General features: G+C 70.9%; 14 protein-coding genes, 1 pseudogene and 1 CRISPR repeat array. Of the genes and pseudogenes, 6 read left to right on the plus strand and 9 right to left on the minus strand.

Translation table 11 applies throughout. The features are described 5' to 3' along the window. Positions 1-600: 600 nt before the first annotated feature. Positions 601-1,506, minus strand: a complete 906-nt coding sequence (locus UA74_RS17840) for an ABC transporter permease (protein WP_198042762.1) — start codon at positions 1,504-1,506, stop codon at positions 601-603. 221 nt (positions 1,507-1,727) lie between these two features. Continuing rightward, positions 1,728-2,636, minus strand: a pseudogene (locus UA74_RS17845) (ATP-binding cassette domain-containing protein); the annotation flags it as partial. Between the two features lie 166 nt (positions 2,637-2,802). On the opposite strand from UA74_RS17845, the gene UA74_RS17850 reads away from it, so the two are divergent. Continuing rightward, positions 2,803-4,278, plus strand: a complete 1,476-nt coding sequence (locus UA74_RS17850; protein ID WP_075741287.1) for a sensor histidine kinase — start codon at positions 2,803-2,805, stop codon at positions 4,276-4,278. After that, positions 4,275-4,949: a response regulator transcription factor gene (locus tag UA74_RS17855; protein WP_075741288.1), complete on the plus strand. Its 675-nt coding sequence runs from the start codon at positions 4,275-4,277 to the stop codon at positions 4,947-4,949. The genes UA74_RS17850 and UA74_RS17855 overlap by 4 nt, the downstream gene beginning before the upstream one ends. An 81-nt stretch (positions 4,950-5,030) precedes the next feature. Further along, positions 5,031-5,508: direct repeats of the CRISPR family, unit length 38 nt; unit sequence GGTTGCGATCCTCATCGGCCCCGGAGGGCCGATGCCAC. A 244-nt stretch (positions 5,509-5,752) separates the two neighbouring features. On the opposite strand, the gene UA74_RS17860 is transcribed toward UA74_RS17855, so the two are convergent. After that, positions 5,753-6,649, minus strand: a complete 897-nt coding sequence (locus UA74_RS17860) for an SDR family NAD(P)-dependent oxidoreductase (RefSeq protein WP_075741289.1) — start codon at positions 6,647-6,649, stop codon at positions 5,753-5,755. A gap of 156 nt (positions 6,650-6,805) precedes the next feature. On the opposite strand from UA74_RS17860, the gene UA74_RS17865 reads away from it, so the two are divergent. Beyond that, positions 6,806-7,414, plus strand: coding sequence for a TetR/AcrR family transcriptional regulator (locus UA74_RS17865; RefSeq protein ID WP_075764972.1), 609 nt, complete (start codon positions 6,806-6,808; stop codon positions 7,412-7,414). Between the two features lie 124 nt (positions 7,415-7,538). Here UA74_RS17865 and UA74_RS32075 read toward each other — a convergent pair whose 3' ends face one another. Together UA74_RS32075 and UA74_RS17870 are read right to left on the minus strand one after the other, a co-directional pair. Beyond that, positions 7,539-7,841, minus strand: coding sequence for a hypothetical protein (locus UA74_RS32075; protein ID WP_157442272.1), 303 nt, complete (start codon positions 7,839-7,841; stop codon positions 7,539-7,541). Between the two features lie 503 nt (positions 7,842-8,344). Next, complete coding sequence (locus tag UA74_RS17870) at positions 8,345-9,226, minus strand: aminoglycoside phosphotransferase family protein (protein WP_232237307.1); 882 nt, start codon at positions 9,224-9,226, stop codon at positions 8,345-8,347. A gap of 603 nt (positions 9,227-9,829) precedes the next feature. Between UA74_RS17870 and UA74_RS17875 the strand changes: the two genes are divergently transcribed. From UA74_RS17875 to UA74_RS17885, 3 genes are all read left to right on the plus strand, one after another. Beyond that, on the plus strand, positions 9,830-10,450 hold the full coding sequence (locus tag UA74_RS17875) for a hypothetical protein (protein WP_075741291.1): 621 nt from the start codon (positions 9,830-9,832) through the stop codon (positions 10,448-10,450). Between the two features lie 1,128 nt (positions 10,451-11,578). Next, positions 11,579-12,589, plus strand: a complete 1,011-nt coding sequence (locus tag UA74_RS17880; protein ID WP_083683300.1) for a glycoside hydrolase family 43 protein — start codon at positions 11,579-11,581, stop codon at positions 12,587-12,589. Positions 12,590-12,683: 94 nt separating this feature from the next. Then, positions 12,684-14,135: a DUF6055 domain-containing protein gene (locus tag UA74_RS17885; protein WP_157434278.1), complete on the plus strand. Its 1,452-nt coding sequence runs from the start codon at positions 12,684-12,686 to the stop codon at positions 14,133-14,135. Positions 14,136-14,614: 479 nt separating this feature from the next. On the opposite strand, the gene UA74_RS17890 is transcribed toward UA74_RS17885, so the two are convergent. The 4 genes from UA74_RS17890 to UA74_RS17905 all read right to left on the minus strand — a co-directional run bounded on the left by UA74_RS17890 (position 14,615) and on the right by UA74_RS17905 (position 19,715). After that, positions 14,615-15,778 (minus strand): LacI family DNA-binding transcriptional regulator, encoded by a 1,164-nt coding sequence (locus UA74_RS17890; protein WP_075741294.1) that lies wholly within the window; start codon positions 15,776-15,778, stop codon positions 14,615-14,617. A 30-nt stretch (positions 15,779-15,808) separates the two neighbouring features. Then, entirely contained in the window at positions 15,809-17,881 is a 2,073-nt protein-coding gene (locus UA74_RS17895; RefSeq protein WP_075764974.1) for a glycoside hydrolase family 127 protein, read from the minus strand. A gap of 71 nt (positions 17,882-17,952) precedes the next feature. Continuing rightward, positions 17,953-18,795 carry a carbohydrate ABC transporter permease gene (locus tag UA74_RS17900; protein ID WP_083683301.1) on the minus strand — a complete coding sequence of 281 codons (843 nt, stop codon included), beginning with the start codon at positions 18,793-18,795 and terminating at the stop codon, positions 17,953-17,955. Further along, positions 18,795-19,715 carry a carbohydrate ABC transporter permease gene (locus UA74_RS17905; protein ID WP_232237308.1) on the minus strand — a complete coding sequence of 307 codons (921 nt, stop codon included), beginning with the start codon at positions 19,713-19,715 and terminating at the stop codon, positions 18,795-18,797. The genes UA74_RS17900 and UA74_RS17905 overlap by 1 nt, the downstream gene beginning before the upstream one ends. Positions 19,716-19,809: the final 94 nt, after the last annotated feature.

Consider the following 19,809-nt stretch of genomic DNA (forward strand, 5'->3'; position numbering starts at 1 on the left):
GTCGGTGCGCTATGGCGCGGTCCGGGCTCGGTCCCGTGTCAGTCTCGGATGGTTGGCGCGGATGCCGGGCCATTCACGGCCTGCGCCGTACGTCCACACGCATCCCCCTCTCGTACGTGAGGGTCTGCCCCCATCGGGGCGGGAAACCTTCACCCTCGAACCAGCCGCCGCGCTGCTCGTCTGGGTTCGCTCGTTCAGGTCGGTAATCGAGGTACGGGCAGGCGAGGGACACAAAGGGCACGGTGTCGTCATCGCGCCATCAGGTGTGGAATTGTGCCGTGGGGCACTCGTCCTCATTCAGTCACGACGAGAGACAGCGCCTCGCATCATCTCGAACTGGGCGGTTTTCCCGCCGACATGTTCGGGCGTGACAATCCATTGAATGTCTTCAGGCACAGGTGCGAGTCGGTGCGTGCGGGCACGGTGGACACGTGGGAGCGGCGGTCACGAGTCTTCCGCCGGCCGCAGGGACGCTCCGAGATCACGACGGACGCGGGCGGGGCGCAGGCGACGCGGCCCACCCACGACGCGGAGCCGGGGCGCGAGTTGTTCGCTCGCGCCCCGGCTTCGTCACGTCCTCAAACGTCAGGCGGTCCCGCGTCAGGCATCCCGCCGTCGCAGCAGCACCGCTGCCCCGATCAGGGCCACGACGACGTACCCGCCGAACACCGCGAGCCCCTGCCCCGGTGACAGCAGCGCGGGCGATTCGGCGATCGAGTTGAACGCGGCGGCGGCGTTGGAGGGCAGGTACGGGCTGACGGTGTCGGCGATGTCCTGGCCGAGCAGGGTGATCAACCCCGGCAGCACCAGGATCACGCCGACCAGGGTGGAGATCGCAGCCGAGGTGTTGCGCAGCAGCCCGCCGAGAGCGAGGCCGAGCAGCCCCACCCCGGTGACCTGCACGGCGGCCCCGACGACGGCCCGCACCACCCCGTCATCGGACAGCGTCATACTCGCCGCGTCGCCCGCGTCCAGGACAGCCTGTCCGGCCAGGAAGGCCGCGACGGCAGCCACCAGCATCGTGACGAGGGCGACCCCGCCGAAGACGAGCGTCTTGGCCCACAGCACGGGCAGGCGTCTCGGCACGCCGATCAGCGAGGACCGGATCATCCCGGTGGAGTACTCCCCCGCCATGGCCAGCACGCCGAGCGAGCCGACGATGAGCTGCACCAGGAGCACGCCGCTCAACGAGAGCGTCGTGGGGTCGAGCCCCGCCACCGGAGGCCCGCCGCCGCCGGGTCCGCCGGGAGTGACCTGTCCGGTGCTGGTGGCGGCGAACAGGACGCCGAGTCCGACGAGGGCGATGATCGAGGCGGCGAAGGCGATCACGGTGGAGCGCAGCGTGAACAGCTTGATCCACTCGGAGTGGATGACGCGCGGGAGCGTGACCTTGGCGGTCGAGCCCGCTGGGCCTGTCGTGCCGGTGTCTCGTCCTGCCCCCGGAGGCTCGACGGATTCCGCAGCGGCGTGGCGGCCGGGCCTGGTGGCGGTGTCCGGTGCGGTCATCGGTCGGTCCTTCCGGGGGTCGTGAACTCGCGCGCCTGGTCGGCGGCCTCGTCGGCTGCCGGTGTGTTTTCGCCGGGTTGGTTCGTGGTCTCGCCCGGCTGGTTCCCGGCTGTCTGCGCCGCAGTGGCCGCCGGGGCGTTGCCGGTCGCTCGCGTCGTCGCGTCGTCGAGGTCGATCGGGTTCGCGGCGTCGGGGTCCGGGCGGGCCGCGTGGGCGGGTCCGGCGGCTGTTCCGCCGTGGTATTCGACGGCGTCCCTGGTCAGGGCCATGAAGGCCTCTTCGAGGGAGGCCTGTTGCGGGGTCAGTTCGTGCACGCGGATGTCCTCGGCGTGGGCGCGGTCGCCGATCTGGCCTGCGGTGAGTCCGGTGATGTCGAGGAGTCCGCGTTCGACGCCGCTGATCACCACGCCGTCCTCGGCGAGGACCTCGCGGAGTCGGCCCGCGTCCGGGGAGCGGACCAGCACGCTGTCGCGGGCGGCGCGGGCGACGAATTCAGCCACGGAGACGTCGGCGATCAGTCGGCCTCGGCCGATGACGATCAGGTGGTCGGCGGTCAGGGCCATCTCGCTCATCAGGTGGGAGGAGACGAGGACGGCGCGCCCCGAGGCGGCGACGTCCTTGAGCAGGGTGCGAATCCACAGGACGCCGTCGGGGTCGAGGCCGTTGACCGGTTCGTCGAGGATGAGGGTCGTCGGGTCGCCGAGGAGGGCGGCGGCGATGCCGAGGCGTTGACCCATGCCGAGGGAGAAGCCGCCTGCGCGTTTGCGGGCGACGTCGGCGAGTCCGGCGAGTTCGATGACCTCGTCGACGCGGCGGCGGGAGATGCCGGTGAGGGCGGCCATGGCCCGCAGGTGGTGGTAGGCGGAGCGGCCGGTGTGGACGGCCTTGGCCTCCAGCAGGGCGCCGACCTCGCGTTGCGGGGCGGCGTGTTCGGCGTAGGGCCTGCCGTTGACGGTGACCGAGCCTGCGGTGGGGGCGTCCAGGCCGACGATCATGCGCATGGTGGTGGACTTGCCTGCGCCGTTGGGGCCGAGGAAGCCGGTGACGGCGCCGGGGCGGACGGTGAAGGACAGGTCTTCGACGGCGGTCTTCTCGCCGTAGCGCTTGGTCAGGTTCGCTGCCTCGATCATGGGCTCAAGCCTCGTCGCCGGGAGGGGGTCGGCGCGTCGTCTGCGCGCAGACATCTGGGGCAGCGGCGCTGGTGGTAGCGCCGAGGCGCCCTACTGCGGGTGCAGTACGTCGACGGACCGCGTGGGGAGGACGCGGCGGCGGCCGGGCGGGCCTACGGTGCGCAGCATGAGGCGTTCGGCCCGGTGGCGGCAGGTGGTGCGGCGGCATCCGCTGGTGTTCGACGCGGTGGTGGCGGTGCTGCTCTTCGTCGGCCCGCTGATCGCGTCGCAGGCGATGGGGCGGCATCCGGAGTGGGCGCCGGGGCCGCCGGGCTGGGAACCGCCGTTCGCCCGTGCCGAGCTGAATCTCGGGATGATCCTGGCGGGGGCGGTGGGGTGTGCGGCCTTGGTGCTGCGCAGGCGGTGGCCGCTGCCGGTGTTGGCGGCGACGACCGTGATCGGCGCTGCGACGCTGGTGATCGGCGGCGGGCCCTCCCCGTATCTGGCGCCCGCGCTGGTGGCGGCGTACACGGTGGCGACGCTGGTTCCGCGTCGGCGGGCGTGGGCTGCGGGTGCCGTGGCGGCGCTCGTGCTGGCCGGTGTGTCGGCGATCGCGGCGCCGACTCTGCTGCCGGGCCTGGGGAATCCCGGTGTGGTGGCGTGGCTGGGTATCGCCGTGGCGGTGGGTGATGCGCTGTCCAGTCGGCGGGCCTACATCGCCGAGGTGGAGGAGCGGGCGCGGCGGGCCGAGCAGAGTCGGGAGGAGGAGGCGGCGCGGCGGGTGGTGGCGGAACGGATGCGGATCGCCCGCGAGCTGCATGACGTCGTGGCGCATCACATCGCGGTGATCACGGTGCAGGCCGGGGTGGCCGAGCATCTGCTGACCAGCCAGCCCGCGGCTGCTGCGGCGGCGGTGGGGCACATCCGGGATGCGGGGCACACGGTGTTGACGGAGATGACGACTCTGTTGGGGGTGTTGCGCGGCGCGGAGGAGCCTGCGGCGTCGACCGAGCCCGCGCCGAGCCTGGATCGGGTCTCCGAGCTGGTGGAAGCGTTCGCGGCGACGGGGCTGCGGATCGAGCTGGTGACCTCGGGCAGGCATCGTCCGCTGCCACCTGCGGTGGATCTGGCGGGGTATCGGATCGTGCAGGAGTCGTTGACGAACGCGCACAAGCACGGTCGGGGGGCCGGGGTGGTGGTGCGGATCGAGCACGGTCCGGCGGAGTTGGTCGTGGAGGTGCGGAACGGGGCGCCGGAGTCGGGTGCGGCTGCGGTGGCGCGGGGGTCCGGGGCGGCGGGTGCTGGGGCGGTGTCGGGCGGGTCGGATCTCACGGTGTGGGGTGCTGCGGCGGCGGGGTCTTCGGCATCGGGGTCTTCGGCGGCGGGTGCCGGCTCGGTCGATTCGGGATCGACGGGTCCGGCAGGGTCGGGACCGGCGTCGAATTCGCCTGCGGGCTCGGCCGCGTCGGGTCCTGCGGAACGGGCGGAGTCCGGCGAGCCGGTGGCGCGGCAGTCCGCGCCCAGCGGTCACGGCATCGTGGGGATGCGGGAGCGGGCCGTCACGGTGGGCGGGACACTGAGTGCGGAGCCGATCAGCGGCGGTGGTTTCCGGGTGCTCGCCCGGCTGCCGATCCCGTCCGCAAGCGCCGGGGAGGCGAAGTGAGCAGCGAGCCGGTGCGGGTCGTGGTGGCCGACGATCAGGCGTTGATCCGGGCGGGATTCCGGGTGCTGGTGGACTCGGCGCCGGATCTCGAAGTGGTGGGCGAGGCGTCGACCGGCCGGGAGGCGGTGGACCTCGTCCGTTCGACCAGGGCCGACGTGGTGTTGATGGACATCCGGATGCCGGAGCTGGACGGCCTCGCCGCGACGCGGGAGATCATCGCGAACGATGATCTTGTCGGGGTCCGAGTGCTGGTGCTGACGACCTTCGAGGTCGACGAGTACGTCTTCGAGGCGCTGCGGGCCGGGGCGAGCGGGTTTCTGGGCAAGGGCGTGCGGCCTGGCGAGCTGCTGGCGGCGATCCGGACGGTGGCGCGAGGCGAGGCGCTGCTGTCGCCGAAGGCCACCCGAGGGCTGATCGAACGGTTCCTGAGCGGCCCGCAGGTGGCGGAGCCGACGCAGCCGGAGCGGCTGTCGGCGTTGACGAATCGGGAGCGCGAGGTCGTGGGGCTGGTGGCCACGGGCCTGTCCAACGACGAGATCGCCGCCCGCCTGCACGTCTCGCCGCTGACGGCGAAGACGCATGTCAACCGGGCGATGATGAAGCTGGACGCGCGGGACCGGGCACAACTCGTCGTGATCGCGTTTCAGACGGGGCTGGCTACGGCGGGGTAGCGAGGCAGGTCCATCGTCGCATCGGCCCCGAAGGGCCGATGCCACAGACATAGTCGCGGTACGCCGTCCGGCTCAGTTCGTCGTTGCGATCCTCATCGGCCCCGAAGGGCCGATGCCACTCGAGGTCGCCGTCGCGTTGTTGCGCGGCGGCGCGGTTGCGATCCTCATCGGCCCCGGAGGGCCGATGCCACTGCCGGTCGTCAACACCTGCTGGACCTCCAGGCCGGGTTGCGATCCTCATCGGCCCCGGAGGGCCGATGCCACCAGTGATCACCGCACCCACCGCGAGGTGCCGCAGCGGTTGCGATCCTCATCGGCCCCGGAGGGCCGATGCCACCCGACGCCGCCGATGCGGGCCGTCGCCGACGCGAGGTTGCGATCCTCATCGGCCCCGGAGGGCCGATGCCACCACCCTCGGCCGCCGCGGCGGCCCGCGCCGCTTGGAGGTTGCGATCCTCATCGGCCCCGGAGGGCCGATGCCACCCCAGGTGCGCGCTCGTCACGGCGGTGAGCACCGGGGCGGTTGCGATCCTCATCGGCCCCGGAGGGCCGATGCCACACCCTGCCGCAGCAGGGGTATTGCCTTCCTCAACGCCTCAAGGTTACCTGGTGGTGATCAACACGCCCGGCAAACGGTTCGGAATGGTCAGGCGTGTCGCACGACGCTTGCCTTCCCGAAGCTCAGTGGTGCGGGATCATCGCGCTCCGAGGGCGTTTCGACGTCAACACGCTCGAACCGAAAGGGCGAAGGACGGCGCTGGCGATCCGCGCCGATCCGCTCGCGACCAGTATCGGCGGCGCTCTCAGGCAGGCAGGCCGACCAAGGGAGCGCTGTCCCGCCACAGGGCGTCCCGGGCCTCCTCGTCGCGGGCGAGTTCCGAGGGTTCGAGCCACGTGAGCGCGTCGCGTCGGACGGCCGCGTAATAGCGTCCGGCGGGCGGGCGGACCGTTCCCAGGGCGATCGCGGCGAGGTTACCGCCTGCTGCTTCCTTGCTGTTGAACCGTCGCACCAGCCTGCGTAAGACGGCGCCGAAGGTCCGCCAGACGAACCGAGCCATCGGCGGCGCGCTGCGCAGCAGTCCGGTGCCGGGTGTGGGGCCGGGGTCGTAGGCCAGGACGGTCAGGTTCCTCGCCCTCGCCGCAGGCTGGAGCGCGAGTGCCCGGGCGGTCAGGATGTTGCAGAGCTTCGACGAGGAGTAGGCCCGCCCGGCTGCGGTGCGGGGCTGCGCGTCCCGCGCCGGATCGCGATCCGGGTGCGCCAGCAGGGCGGCGCTCGCGTGACGAGGCGGGGGAATCATCGTGCCCTCCGCCGGGTCGTGGGTGCCGCTGGTGGTCAGCGACACGACGGCGTTCTCGGCCAAGAGGGGCAGCAGCAGCCGGAGCAGCAGGTAGTGCGCCAGGTGGTTGACGCCGAAGGCCGTCTCGAACCCGTCGTCCGTGCGACCGTCGCCGTCCGGCGGGTTGATGCCTGCATTGAGGACCAGGGCGTCGATCTTGTCGGGACCGAGCCGTTCTCGCACGGCGTCGGCGAAGGCGCGCACGTCCGCGAGCCGGGTGAGGTCGAGCGGGATGGGCTCCGCCCCGGTCGGCGCGTGGCCGCGGGTGCCCAGCAGCAGGCGAGTGTCCGGGGTGGCGAGGATCTGTCGCGCGGTCAGCTCGCCGAAGCCGGATGTTCCGCCGGTCATCACGATCGTTCTCATCAGGACGCACCTCGCTGTCACATAAAATGAGTGGAGACTCCGGTTACTATAGTGAGTTTCGACTCGACTTATCAACGACCACTGCGCGGTAACGTGAACCGACGAACGCAGGCCTCTCCGGTGGGACTCGCGGCAGCCGCTCGATGGGGATGACAGATGACGACGAGGGACCAGGCGGCCACCAACTCGGCTCGGACGCCGCTGCGCGCCGACGCACGTCGCAACCGAGAACGAGTCCTGGAAGCAGCCGACGCCGTCTTCTCCGAGGTCGGCCCGGCCGCCTCCACCGAGGAGGTGGCGCGACGGGCGGGCGTCGCGATCGGCACCGTGTTCCGCCACTTCCCCACCAAGGAGGCGCTGATCGAGGCAGTCGCGATCGGCCGCCTCACCCAGCTGACCGCCGAGGCCGAGCGACTCAGCGACACTGCGGACGCCGACGCCGCCTTCCGCACGTTCTTCCATCGCTGGATCGAACTCTCAGCGACGAAGCACCAGTTCGCCACCGCGCTGGCGCACTCCGGCACCGACGTGCAGCAGATCACCAGCACACACCCGGGGGTCGTCCAGCAGCTTCACCAGGCCGTGGCCGGGCTGCTCGCCCGAGCCCAGCAAGATGGCAGCCTGCGACCGGACCTGAGCACGTCGGACGTCGTCGCGCTCATGGTCGGAGCCTCACACGCGCACGAACACATCGGCCCCGACCCGACGCAGCGCGCACACCTGTTGTCGGTGATCTTCGACGGGCTGCGGGGGCGGCGGGGCTGAGGCGCGCTGCGGCGGTGGGAGCTGGGTCGCGACTGCCGGATCTAGTACGTCCCCGTGGAATTCGATGAGCCTCCGGATGACGGCAGCCCGGCGCTGAGCTCTCCCGTCGAGACGCCCTCGCAGCTCAAGAAGGGTTCTGATCAGCGACGACGGGATCGGGGGTATCAAGATCGTCGCCGGATGTCGCCGCGCTGTGCACCCGTGGGTCGGGCGGCGGTGAGCCGGACGCATCGCCAGCGAAAACAAGTTGATCATGCCGCTTGCACAGCAGCCGGACCTTGTGTCGGCGGCCGGCCAGCTTCTCCCCGGCGACCGCAGTCGCGCCGCACATCCAGCACCGTCCACCGAATGCCGCCACGCGCACGATCCCTGCCGCCATCAGTCTGCCTTTCCGCTGATCCTCTGTTGAGACAGAACTGATCATCACGGCGCGGCGCCATCTCCGCCTGGGCACATCGCGATCACACCCGACTACGCCCGAAGTCTCACCCGGTTGAGGACGTGCCGGAGATGTTGCGGGACTCCGCAGGATCGGTGCCACGTTTCAGCCAGTGCCAGCACCGGACGTGACCATCACGTTGCGATCCACACCGGCCCGAAGGGCCGGTGCCACTAGGGGCCGTGGTGTCCGGAGTGGGCGCCGGCGCTGTTGCGATCCTCATCGGCCCCGAAAGGCCGGTGCCACACACCGAGGTCGTCGGCGGTGCCGCTGTAGAGGCCGTGGTTGCGATCCTCACCGGCTCCGAAGGGCCGGTGCCACCCTGCCGGAGCAGGGGCATTGAACTTCTCAACACCGCAAGGTTATCGAGCAGTGACCGACACCTCCGGCGACCGGTTCGGAACCATCAGGCGTGGCGCACGACGCTTGCCCTCCCGAACCGCGCAGGGGCCGGTTGTACGGTCAGCGACAAGGCGGATATGCGCGGTAGATCAACGGGTCAGGGCGATCAGTTCGTCGATCACCGGCTCTGGGCCGCCGTAGGTGAGGTGTGCGATGGCCGCCATCGGTGCGACCACCTGACTCCACGAATACAGCCTGTCCCCATCGAGCCCGCACGCCGCCGCCACCCGCTGACAGCGGGCCTCGACACCCTCGTGTCCGGCACCGGCCACCACATAGTCGACGGCGTCGTAACACGGATCTCCGAGACACGCCTTCGGATCGATCGCGATCAGCCCCCGCGACGGACCGCCGTCCAGAACGTTGCCGAGGTGCAGATCGCCGTGCAACAACACGGTCGTGGCCTGGGTGTCCAGCAGCGTCGCACAACGCCGTATCGTCCGTTGCCACGTGGCCTCGTCGATCCGCGCGCCGATAGCGGGTTCGGCCAGCCTGCGGCCGATCCGGACGAAGGCCTCGTCACACCGACCGCGCAGGTCCCACGGCCAGTGCGCGGGCGGGGTCACGGCGTGCAGGGCGGCCAGCAGCTCGGCCCATCGCGGTGGTAATGACGTCGGTGGCAGGTCCTCGGCCTCGGTGCCGGGGAGGACCTCCGCCAGCACCATCGCCCCGGCCTCGGCATCGGCGGCCAACACGGCGGGCACCCGACCGGACGGCGCGAACACGCGCAGCATCTCCACCTGCCTGGTCAACAACGCCCGATCCGGACTGAGCTTGAGAACCGCAGGCGTTCCGTCCGGCCATCGACAGCGCAGGACGACCGATGAGGCGCCGCTCGCGAACAGCTCACCGAGCACGAGGCCCCACCGGGAGGCCAGATCCGCAGCGACGGACGGGACCGCTGCGAGCCAACCCTCGGCCGCAGAACCGAACCGGTCGCTCAACCGTGCGCCGATGTCTTCCACGTTCACCTGGGCAGCCTGCACGCAGAACCGCCTAGATGCACCCGATTTTCGTAGCGGTGCGTCGACTACAGCCGCCCGCCGTCTCGATCTGTGCTGGTTCCGGAAGACCGGTGCCGCCTGGCGACAAGCTTCCACACGGGATACCGGCTCGCGCGAGTTGCCATCCACACCGGCCCGGAGGACCGGTGCAATTCCCGCGGCGATCGAGCGGCTCGCCTCCGCAATGGAGCGGGTGGCCGACGCGCAGGAGGAGCCGCCGCAGCGACAGAGATGAGCAGTCTTCCCCGAAAGCGCAGATCTCCTGCGTATGAACCCAAGAGGCGCCTGCACCGAGGTGGTTCGGGCGCCTCTTTTTGCCGTGACCAGACCACGGCGGGTCCGCCCACCATCCCGAGCACCAACAGGAGGCCCGCATGTCATCTCCCCGCCCGCCCCGGCACCGTCCGCCCGGCCCGCCTGCCGCGTCCGGACCGCCGCCGACACCAGCGGGGCGGACGACGCCGCTGAACGACCGGTGCCCCCGCGACCGTCGTGGTCGCGGGGGCACCGTCACGTCTCGACATGGTCACAACCGGTATCCAACTCTCGTCGCGGCGCGATGATCCCGCCATGACGCCCGCACGTCCCGCCCTGCTGCTCGCCGCCGTCGCGCTGCTCGCCGCGTGCACCACCACCGACCCCGGCACCGCGACAGCCGACCCGGCAGGCCGCCCCGAATCTGCGGCACCGACCGTGACGACCGGGGAACTGGACGAGGAATCGGCCCCCGAACCTGCGCCTGCGCCTGCAGTGGAGTTCTCCGAACGCGACCTGGAGATCGTCGAGATCGGCGAACCCATCGACCTCGGTCAGGGGACGGCTACGGCCACCGTCACCGGCACCGCCGTCGATCCGGGATGTACCTCGCAGTGGGCGAGCCCTCCGTCGCGCGGGCATTTCGTGGTCGTGGACATCACCGTCGAGGTCCACCAGACGGCCGGGACGTTGAACATCACCCCGTTCGATTTCGGCATCATCTCCGCAGACGGCGTGGGTGAGGGTGACTCTGCGTCGATCGAGTCCTACTCGTGTATGGACGACGCAGACCAGTTCCCCATCGGCGGGATGCGGTCGGGCACGACCTATCACGCACGGATCACGCTCGACACGGCGCATGCCAGCGGGGTTGTGACGTTCGATCCGATGTTCGGAATCCGGCCTGCGGGGAACGGCTGGGAATGGGAGTACTGACCCCGCGAATGACAGCGCCCCCGCACCGCGCTGGTGCGGGGGCGCTGCGTACGTCCGTCAGGCCTCCGAGATGCGTCGCAGTAGCAGTCCGGTGGGGTTGCGATCCTCACCGGCCCCGAAGGGCCGGTGCCACCGCGAACAGACCTGCCCTGGGCCACCGCCCGCACCGCGTTGCGATCCTCACCGGCCCCGAAGGGCCGGTGCCACCCGGAGATGTGGCAGGACCCGGTCGGCCACGTGGCCTGGTTGCGATCCTCACCGGCCCCGAAGGGCCGGTGCCACACGGATCAAGACCAACCAGTGGGAGGACAAGGAGGGGTTGCGATCCTCACCGGCCCCGAAGGGCCGGTGCCACAAGGCGACCGACATCACCCCCGTTAGCCCATGAGGGTGTTGCGATCCTCACCGGCCCCGAAGGGCCGGTGCCACCCTGCCTCAGCAGGGATGTCATGTCTCCCAGCATCGCAAGGTTATCGGGTAGAGACCAACACGCCCGTCGGCAGGTTCGGAAGGATCAGGCGTGTCGCACGACGCTTGCCCTCCCTAACCGGGCCGAGCCTATGACCGATACCAGCGAGAGAGCCACAGCCCGACTCCCCAGGACAAGCGGTCGGCTGACGATGACATCCTTGCATACGCCAGCACGGGCAGTCCTATGGTGACCACGCCCTCGGGATCGCAAGGAGGTCGCAGAGCACCGGATCGAGCACAGACCACGCGCGCTGATCACCGCTAAGTCCAACCCGTCACCCACAGATCAGGGTGCGCAGTTCGCCACCGTCGCCGCCCCCGAACCCCGGCATCGCCCGACGCGATACGGCAGACGGCGGTGCGTCGCGCCGACGGTGCGGGCGGGCGAATTGGGTTGGGCGGGCGAGTTTGCGGCGACCGAACGGCCGCTTGACGGTGTCCGGGGTCACACCTAGCGTTGAAACCGCTTTCGGTGCTGTTTCGGCACGTGAGAGCTATCCCTCGGACCCGACGCCGTCGGCCTTGGGGGCCACGCCTGCCCGCGCGGCCCCCTGCTGAACGACGCCTCGGCTCCTCCGGCGTCCGCCGTGGTCGACTCGGCCGGGCGCGCGCAGGACGGCAGGTGGTCCGCGCCGGTCTCGACTCGAAAGGTCCACAATGGACGAACTCCGAACTCCCGGGCGCCGGGGAGTGCTCAAGGCGATGGGGCTGGGGGCGGCCGTCGCCGCCACCACGTTCACCGTCGGGCCTGCCGCCCACGCCGCCGTCTCAGCCCGCCCGGCACCACGGCAGGCCGACCAGCAGTGGAGCAATCCGATCATCCGGCACATCCACACCGCCGACCCCGCCGTGCTGGTGCACCAGGACCGCGTCTACCTGTATGCCGGTCGCGACGTCGCCGCGCCGGGTGCCACCGACTTCCTGATCAACGACTGGCACGTGTTCTCCAGCGACGACCTGACCACGTGGACCGATCACGGCCCCCGGCTGAGTTGGCGGGACTTCTCCTGGTCGGACGGTGCCGCCTATGCCAGTCAGTGTGTGGAGCGCGACGGGCGCTTCTACTGGTATGTGCCGATCGCCGACCGTGGTCCGGCCTGGTTCTCCATCGGTGTGGCGGTCGGCGACTCGCCGCTGGGTCCGTTCCGCGATGCTCGGGGCACGCCGCTGGTCAGCGGCAGCGATCCCAGTGCCCCGACGCTGAACATCGACCCCACGGTGTACGTCGATCCGAGCGGGCGGGCACATCTGTACTGGGGTTCATGGTGGGAGCTGCGGTATGCCCCGCTGGCCGACGACATGATCTCGCTGGCCGGGCCGATCCAGACGATCTCGGGGCTGCCGGGCTTCTGGGAGGCGCCCTTCCTGCATCGCCGGAACGATCTGTACTACCTGTCCTACGCGGCGGGCGGCAATCCGGCCACGATCGACTATGCGACGTCGTCGTCGCCGACGGGGCCGTGGACGTTCCGGGGCACGGTGAACGGTCGGGTGAGCAGTCCGACGAATCACCAGGCGTTCTTCGAGTTCCGGGGTCGGTGGTACATCGCCTATCACACCTCCGACCTGCCCGGCGGCACTCAGTTCCGTCGTTCGGTGTGTCTGGACCGGGTGGAGTACGACGCCGCCGGGCTGATGCTGCCGGTCCAGCAGACCAGGCAGCTCTGATCTCGACCACCCCGATCACGCCCTCTCGCCGACGCTCCACCGCCGGCGAGATCACCGCCGCCGAACTCGTAGCCTCAACGAAGAGGAGATGATCATGCGGACCGCCCGAACATCCCGAGTGCTCGCCCTGTCGCTCGCCGCCGCGTTGTCCTTCGCGACACCGGTCGCCGCCGAGCCCGCCGATTCGCCGCCCGCAGGCCCCGGCTCGACCGACATCAGCGCGACGGCCGCCGTCGCCCCCGTGCCCGCCCTCGCGCCGATCACGCCGGCTCAGTCGGCAGGCCAGCCTGCCGATGCGCAGCCTGCGCAGGGCAAGCAGGCTCGGGTCCCCCGGTTCCTGATCGATGCGGGCGCCTACACCGGCAACAGCCGCGAGTCGGCCAACTTCGTGGTGCGCTGGGGCGACTCGGTCGACGTCGTCCGCTGGGCGCAGGAGAACCGGGGCATCGCCGACTATCCCGCCTACGTGCTGGACGTGATGGAGCGGACCTACGACTACTACGTGCATCAGGTCGGCTTCGCCGATCCGAACGCGTTGTCGCCGGGACGGGACTTCAAGATCAACCTGTATCTGTGCGGCAGCTGGTCCGGCGGCTTCCTGCCGCCCGCGAACTGGGCGGGCGCCGACGACGTCGGAGCGGGACACATGTGTCTGCCCTACGACAAGATCTGGGACGACTGGGTGGAGTCGCACGAGTTCGTCCACGTCCTCCAGGTCTATGCCAGCCAGCAGAACCGGGCGGCGGGCAACGGCGGCGGCTTCGGCGAGGGCAACCGGTACTCCGGCCCGTTCTGGGAGGCCCACGCCAACTACATGGCCCGGATGCGCAGGCCCGAGGTCGTCACCGGCTCCGGCTACTACGGCCGACACCACTATCGCTGGCTCGACCAGCAGACCTACTACGGCGACTGGACGCTGATCAACACGCTGCGGGACCGCTACGGCACGTCGTTCGTCGACGACCTGTGGTTCGAGGCGCGGCAGGGCGAGCACCCGATCACGACGATCAAGCGGGTGCTCGGACTGAACCACGGCGCCTTCGCCGAGCTGATCGCCGACCACGCCCGCCGCAACGTCACCTTCGACTACACCGACGGCGCGGCGATCCGCAGCGACCTGTGGCGGGGCTCGAATCCGACCTATCGGCCGCTGTACACGGTGTCCTTGCAGGACGCGGGTGGGGGGACGTATCGGATTCCGGCGAATCGGGCGCCCCAGCAGTACGGCTACAACCATGTGCAGTTGCAGCCGAACTCCACGGGCGCGGTCTCGGTCCGGCTCGACGGGCAGGCAGGCGGGGCGCCGAGCCCCGACTGGCGCTTCGGCTTCGTCGCGGTCGGCGCCGACTTCTCCGCCCGGTACAGCCCGTTGTACAGCAGCGGGCAGACGGGATCGTTCGCGTTGCAGTCCGGTGAGACGCATCTGATCCTGGTGGTGACGGCCACGCCGACGCAGCATGTGAACTACGAGCTGGGCACCCCGAGCCCGGGTTATCCGTACCAGGTCACGGTGCAGGGCGGCAGGCCGGTGGCCGGGACGACCTGAGTTCGATGGTCCGTTCGCGACGGCCCGCCGACGTGAGCCGGACGCCTCGCGCAGTGGTGTCGCCTGCTCGCCCGGGTCGGGCGGGCAGGCGGACGCCGAGCGAGGTCGTCAGCGCGCGAGAAGTCGGCGCCGGCGAGACCGGTGACCGCCGCGGCACGGGCCGGGGTGTACCGGCTACGTCGGCCCCGTCTCGCCTCTCGACCTGCCGCCGAGGCCTTCTATTCTCCAGCGGCGGCAGCGGTCTGCGGAGCTTCAAGGGCGTCGTCCGGCCGGTCCCGAGGTGGTGTCTGCGGGTGGCGCGGGCGCCGTGCCGGATGCTGTGGCCGGAGCCGCAGGCCGGGACTGTTGACGCACTGCTCGACAGTGTCGAGTCAAGGTCCGATGATCCGGGGCCGACCGCGCCCGGCCCCGGTGCCGCCCTCGCTCACCCGCCGTGGATTCGGCCAGGCCGCCCGTCGCGAGCGACGGCATGAACCGGCTCAGGCCGAGCCGCGCACCACCAGGCGCGGCGGCACCCGGAGCAGGCCGCCGGCGATCGGCTCGTCACCGCCGATGATGAGGCGTTCGGCGGCGAGGCGGCCGAGCAGGCCCAGGTTCATGTCGATGGTGGTCAGGCCGGGTCTGGTCTCCTCGGCGAACAGCTCCCAGTTCTCGTAGCCGACCACCGCGACCTCGGCCGGCACCGATCGGCCTCGCTCCCGGAGCCCGTCCAGCACGCCCGCCGCGATCTGGTCGCTGGCGCAGAACACGCCGTCGAGATCGGGATGCCGGTCGAGCAGCAGGCCCGCCGCGCGGCGCCCCCAGCTCTGGCTCCACCGGCCCTGTCGGCCTGCCGGTGCCAGGGGTGCCAGCCCCGAGCGGGCCAGCTCGGCGACGAAGCCTGCGGAGCGTTCGGCGGCGGACGCCTCGGCGGGCGGGCCGGGCACGTGGGCGATCCGACGACAGCCGCGCTGGAGAAGATGTCGGGCCGCCAGTGCACCGCCCGCCCGATCGTCGGTGATCAGCGACAGATCCTGCACACCCGTCGAGGGTGCGACGGCGTAGACGACCGGGACGGACCCCACGCCGTGCAGCGGGATCGGGAACCGTGCCTCCCGGCGCGGGCCGAGGATCAGCAGGCCGTCCACCCCGCGTCGCACCAGGGTCTCGGCGTGGTGACGCTCGCGAACCCGGTCGCTCGGCGCCCAGCACAGCATCGCGACGACGTGGGTGCCGCCGAAGGCCGCCTCCGCGCCGCGCAGGACGGGGAGACTGAACCGGCCTGCGGTGCCGACGTCGCAGCCCGTCGTCGCACCGCCGGTCGCACCGTCGCCGCCCCGGCCTGCCACGGCGGCGCCGTTCCGGCCTGCCGTGACGGCCCGGTCCCTGCCGTCTGACAGATCGGGAGCGCGCGCCGTCCTCGGGTCGCGGCCTGCGACGGAGTCCCCGGTGAGGAGCCCGATCACGCGCTCCCCGACCCGCTCCCGCCGGCGACCGCTGCCCTTGGGCCGCCGGTAGCCGAGGCTCTCCGCCGCGCGGAGCACCCGACGTCGGGTCTCCTCGTGCACGTCCGCCCGGCCGTTGAGCGCCCGCGACACCGTGGCCGCCGACACGCCTGCCCGCACCGCCACCGAATGCACGGTGGCCTGCCCAGTCCTGTCCATGACCGCTCCGTCGTCAGTCTCGCCGCCCGGCTACCGGGCGGGCAGCCACACGCGCATCGTCGACGGGCCGCGATTGGCCCACTGGTGGTAGGGCCGCAGCAGGACCTGTTGTGTGCGCTGGCTTGCCGAGGTCGATTCGACAGACGCTTCGGCCGCCTGGTCGCCGCGGTCTTCCCCTGCGGGGGACGTCGTCGAGAACCCTGCCGACTTCCCCCCGTCGGCGGGCGCGCGATCGTCTTCGTGGATCGGGTAGCCGTAGGGCCCCCACTGGCCGAGCCAGGCCACGGGCTCCGGTCGTCGCCGCACCCGCACCGTCGCGCCCTCGGGGTGGGGATGGGGAGCCACGGAGAGGTCTGCGCGCAGGTCTTCGAGGTCGAGGTCTGCGGGGAGGTCGACGGACTCGGCGCACAGCACCAGTGGGCCGCGCTCCACCGCGACGCAGCCGCGCACCGCGTCCACCCGGTCGTCGACCCGGGTGAACCTCGGGGTGAGGTCGAGGTCGAGCCGGAGCGTCTCGCCCTCGGCGAACTCGCGTCGCACGGTGAAGGTCGGCTCGCGCAACTGACGATGCCTACCGCCCTCGGCCAGGACCGCCGTGCCCTGCGCCCAGTGCGGCACGCGCAGGGTGAGGGCGAAGCGCCCGGCCGTCAGGACTCGGATCGCGATACCGCGATCGCGCGGGTACGACGTGGTGATCTCCAGGGCGATCTCGGTGCCGTCGTCGAGCCGCGTGCGGATGTCGCAGGCGGCGTACTGGTGGATCTGCACGCCCTCCGCGTCGCGGGTCGCGACATAGCCCGCCACGGAGGCGAGGGTGCGGGCCACGTTCGTCGGGCAGCAGGAGACGCCGTACCAGGGCGGCCGCAGGCTCGCGCCCGCCGCCTTGCTGACCTCGTCCTCGGCGGGCACCGCCCCTGCCGTGCGCTGGTGCAGGGTGTTGGCGTAGAAGAAGGCGCGACCGTCGGCGCGCGGCGAGGCGGCCACCACGTTGAACAGGGTGCGTTCCACCAGGTCCGCGTAGCGCGGGTCGCCGGTGGCCAGCAGCAGCCGCCAGGACAGCATCACCGAGGCGATGCCCGCGCAGGTCTCGGAGTAGGCGCGGTCCGGCGGGAGCACGTAGTCCGCGCCGAAGGACTCGTCCAGGTGGTGCGAGCCCATGCCGCCGGTGAGGTAGGTGCGGCGGGCGATCGTGGTGTCCCACTGGGTGCCGACGGCGTCGATCAACGACTGATCGCCCGTCTCCACGCCGACGTCGACGGCGCCTGCCGCCAGGTAGAGCGCCCGCACGGCGTGTCCGCGCAGGACGGTCGCCTCCCGGACGGGCAGGTCGTCCTGGAAGTAGGCGGCGCCGAAGTGGATCGGTGGCAGGGTGCCGGTGCCTCGGCGGTCGATGAACAGCCTGGCGAGTTCGAGGTGTCGCTCCTCGCCAGTCACCCGGTACAGCTCCACGAGCGCGGTCTCGATCTCGGGATGTCCGCACACCGCCTCGCGTCCGGCGGGCCCGAACTCGGTGTAAATGTGGTCGGCGACACGACGCGCGACCGTGACCAGCGGTTCCTCGACGCCCCGGGTCTTGGCGCGCGCCACGGCGGCCTGAATCAGGTGTCCGGCGCAGTACAGCTCGTGTCCCCAGGCGAGGTCCGAATACCGCGCAGGCCTGCCGGGCCTGCCGTAGCAGGTGTTGAGATAGCCGTCGGGATGCTGGGCGGCGGCCACCCGCTCGACCAGGGCGGTGAACCGGCCGTCCAGTTCGGCGTCGTCGCTGCGGTGCGCCTCCCAGGCCAGTGCCTCCAGCAGCTTGTAGACCTCGGAGTCGGCGAAGTTCGCACCGTGATGCTCGCCGTCGGTGCTCCGGGCGAGGGCGTCGGCGGTGGCGTCGAAGTTGTCGATCCAGCCGAGGCGCTCCATCCACTGTTGACAGTGGCCGAGGGTGTTCTCCCGATTGATCCGTTGCCGATCGGCCCAGAAGCCGCTCGTGAGCCGCACCTCGTCGAGCCGTAGCGGGGTCAGTGCGCCGTGGCGGGGCGCGACAGGCGGTCCGAGGTCCATGCCGGATCGCGGCGTGGTCTGCTCGGTGGCGGTGGAGGCGGCGGGGGTGTGCATCGAAGGTGTCTCCTTCACCGTGGTCGACAGGGAACCGAGTTGCAGAACAGGAGGCGGGCGGCGGGGTGGACTCACCCTTTGAGCGCGCCGGAGGCGAACCCTCGGACGTAGTTCCGTTGCAGGAGGACGAACAGGATCATGCAGGGCACCGCGCTGACCACGACGCCGGATTGGAGGGCGCCGAAGTCGACCGCGCCGAAGTTCCCGGAGCGCATCGCGGCCAGCGCCACCGGCAGGGTGTAGCGGGAGCCGTCGGTGACCAGCATCAACGGGGCGATGAACTCGTTCCAGGAGTTGAGGAAGGCGAACAGCGCCACGGTGATCACGCCGGGCGTCACGGCGGGCAGCAGGACCGACCAGAGCGTGCGGGGCACCCCGGCGCCGTCCACGAGGGCGGCCTCGTCGAACTCCCTCGGCACGGCCTCGAAGGAGTTGCGCATCATGAACAGCGAGAACGGCAGCTGGAACATGATCAGCACGAGAGCCAGCCCGACCAGCGAGTTCTGTAATCCGGCCCGGCTCAGCAGGACGTAGAGCGGGATGAGGATGGTCGGGTAGGGCACCATCATGATCGCCAGGGTGCCGAGGAAGAGCAGATTGCGGCCGGGGAAGCGGAAGCGGGCGATCGCGTAGCCCGCGAGCACCGACACCACCACGGTGCCCACCACCGTCATCAGCGAGACGGCCACGCTGTTGGCGACGTAGACGAACAGGCCTTCCCCGTAGGAGAACAGCCGCTGATAGTTCTCGGTGCCCAGGCCCGCGCCGTCGCCCGTCGCCCTCGGCCCGCTCAGCGAGGAGTAGCCGGCCCAGAGCAGCGGCAGCAGGAAGAGGATCGCCAGCGCGATGCCGGTGGTGAGCGCGCCCGTGTCGGCGATCACGATGCGAATCCGGGTGCGCCGTGCGGCCGCCATCAGGAGTCGCCTCCCTTCCTGATCAGGCTCAACTGGACGATGTTGGCCAGCACCAGCGCGATCAGCACGACCACCGACATCGCGGCGGCTCGGCTGAGGTCGAACAGGGTGAAGGCCTGGCGGAAGATCGTGGCGACGACGGTGACGGTGGAGTTGTCGGGGCCGCCGCCGGTAAGGACGTAGAACTGCTCGAAGGCCAGCAGTGATCCGGTGACCGACAGGACCAGCACCAGCGCGAGAGTGGGCCGCAGCAGGGGCAGCGTCACCCCGGTGAACGTGCGCCACCAGCCTGCGCCGTCGATCCGGGCCGCCTCGTAGACCTGGGTCGGGATCGACTGGAGCCCGGTGAGCAGGATGATCATGTAGAAGCCCGCGAACCGCCACAGCACCATCAGCACCGTGGACCAGAGGGCGCCGCCGGGGGTGCCGAGCCAGTTCACCGGCTCGTCGACCAGTCCCACCGCCATCAGCAGATCCGACAGCGGGCCGACCTCGTCGGAGTACAGGGCGAACCACAGCAGGCTGGCGACCGCCAGGCCCATCGAGGCGGGCAGGAAGAACGCGGTGCGCAGCAGGCCGGTGCCGAGCCTGGTCTGCTGCACCAGCAGTGCCAGGCCGAGGGCGACGACGGTGAGGATCACCGTGGTGATGACGGTGTAGCGCACGGTGAACCAGACGGCATCCAGGAAGAGCGGACCGTCGAGGATCGCGCCGTACTGGGCCAGGCCCACGAAGCTCGGCTCGCCCAGCAGCGGCCAGTCCGTCATCGACATCCACACCAGCAGCCCCAGCGGGACGACGAACAACAGCCCGACGATCAGCGACGCGGGCAGCGACAACACGAGTGCCTGGGCGGGCCGATCGGTGCCTCGGTTGCCACGTCTGCGCCGGGGCGGGGCGGCGGTGCCGGTGCTTCTCACGGGGGCTCCCTTGATCGGGGCGTCTCGAGCCTCGCCTGCGGTGCCTCGGCGGCGGCCGATCGATCGGTGCAGGTCCGTCGGCGAGGCGGCGGGC

Origin of the sequence: Actinoalloteichus fjordicus (genome assembly GCF_001941625.1) — a bacterium.
In the GTDB taxonomy this organism is placed as follows: Bacteria; Actinomycetota; Actinomycetes; order Mycobacteriales; family Pseudonocardiaceae; genus Actinoalloteichus_A; species Actinoalloteichus_A fjordicus.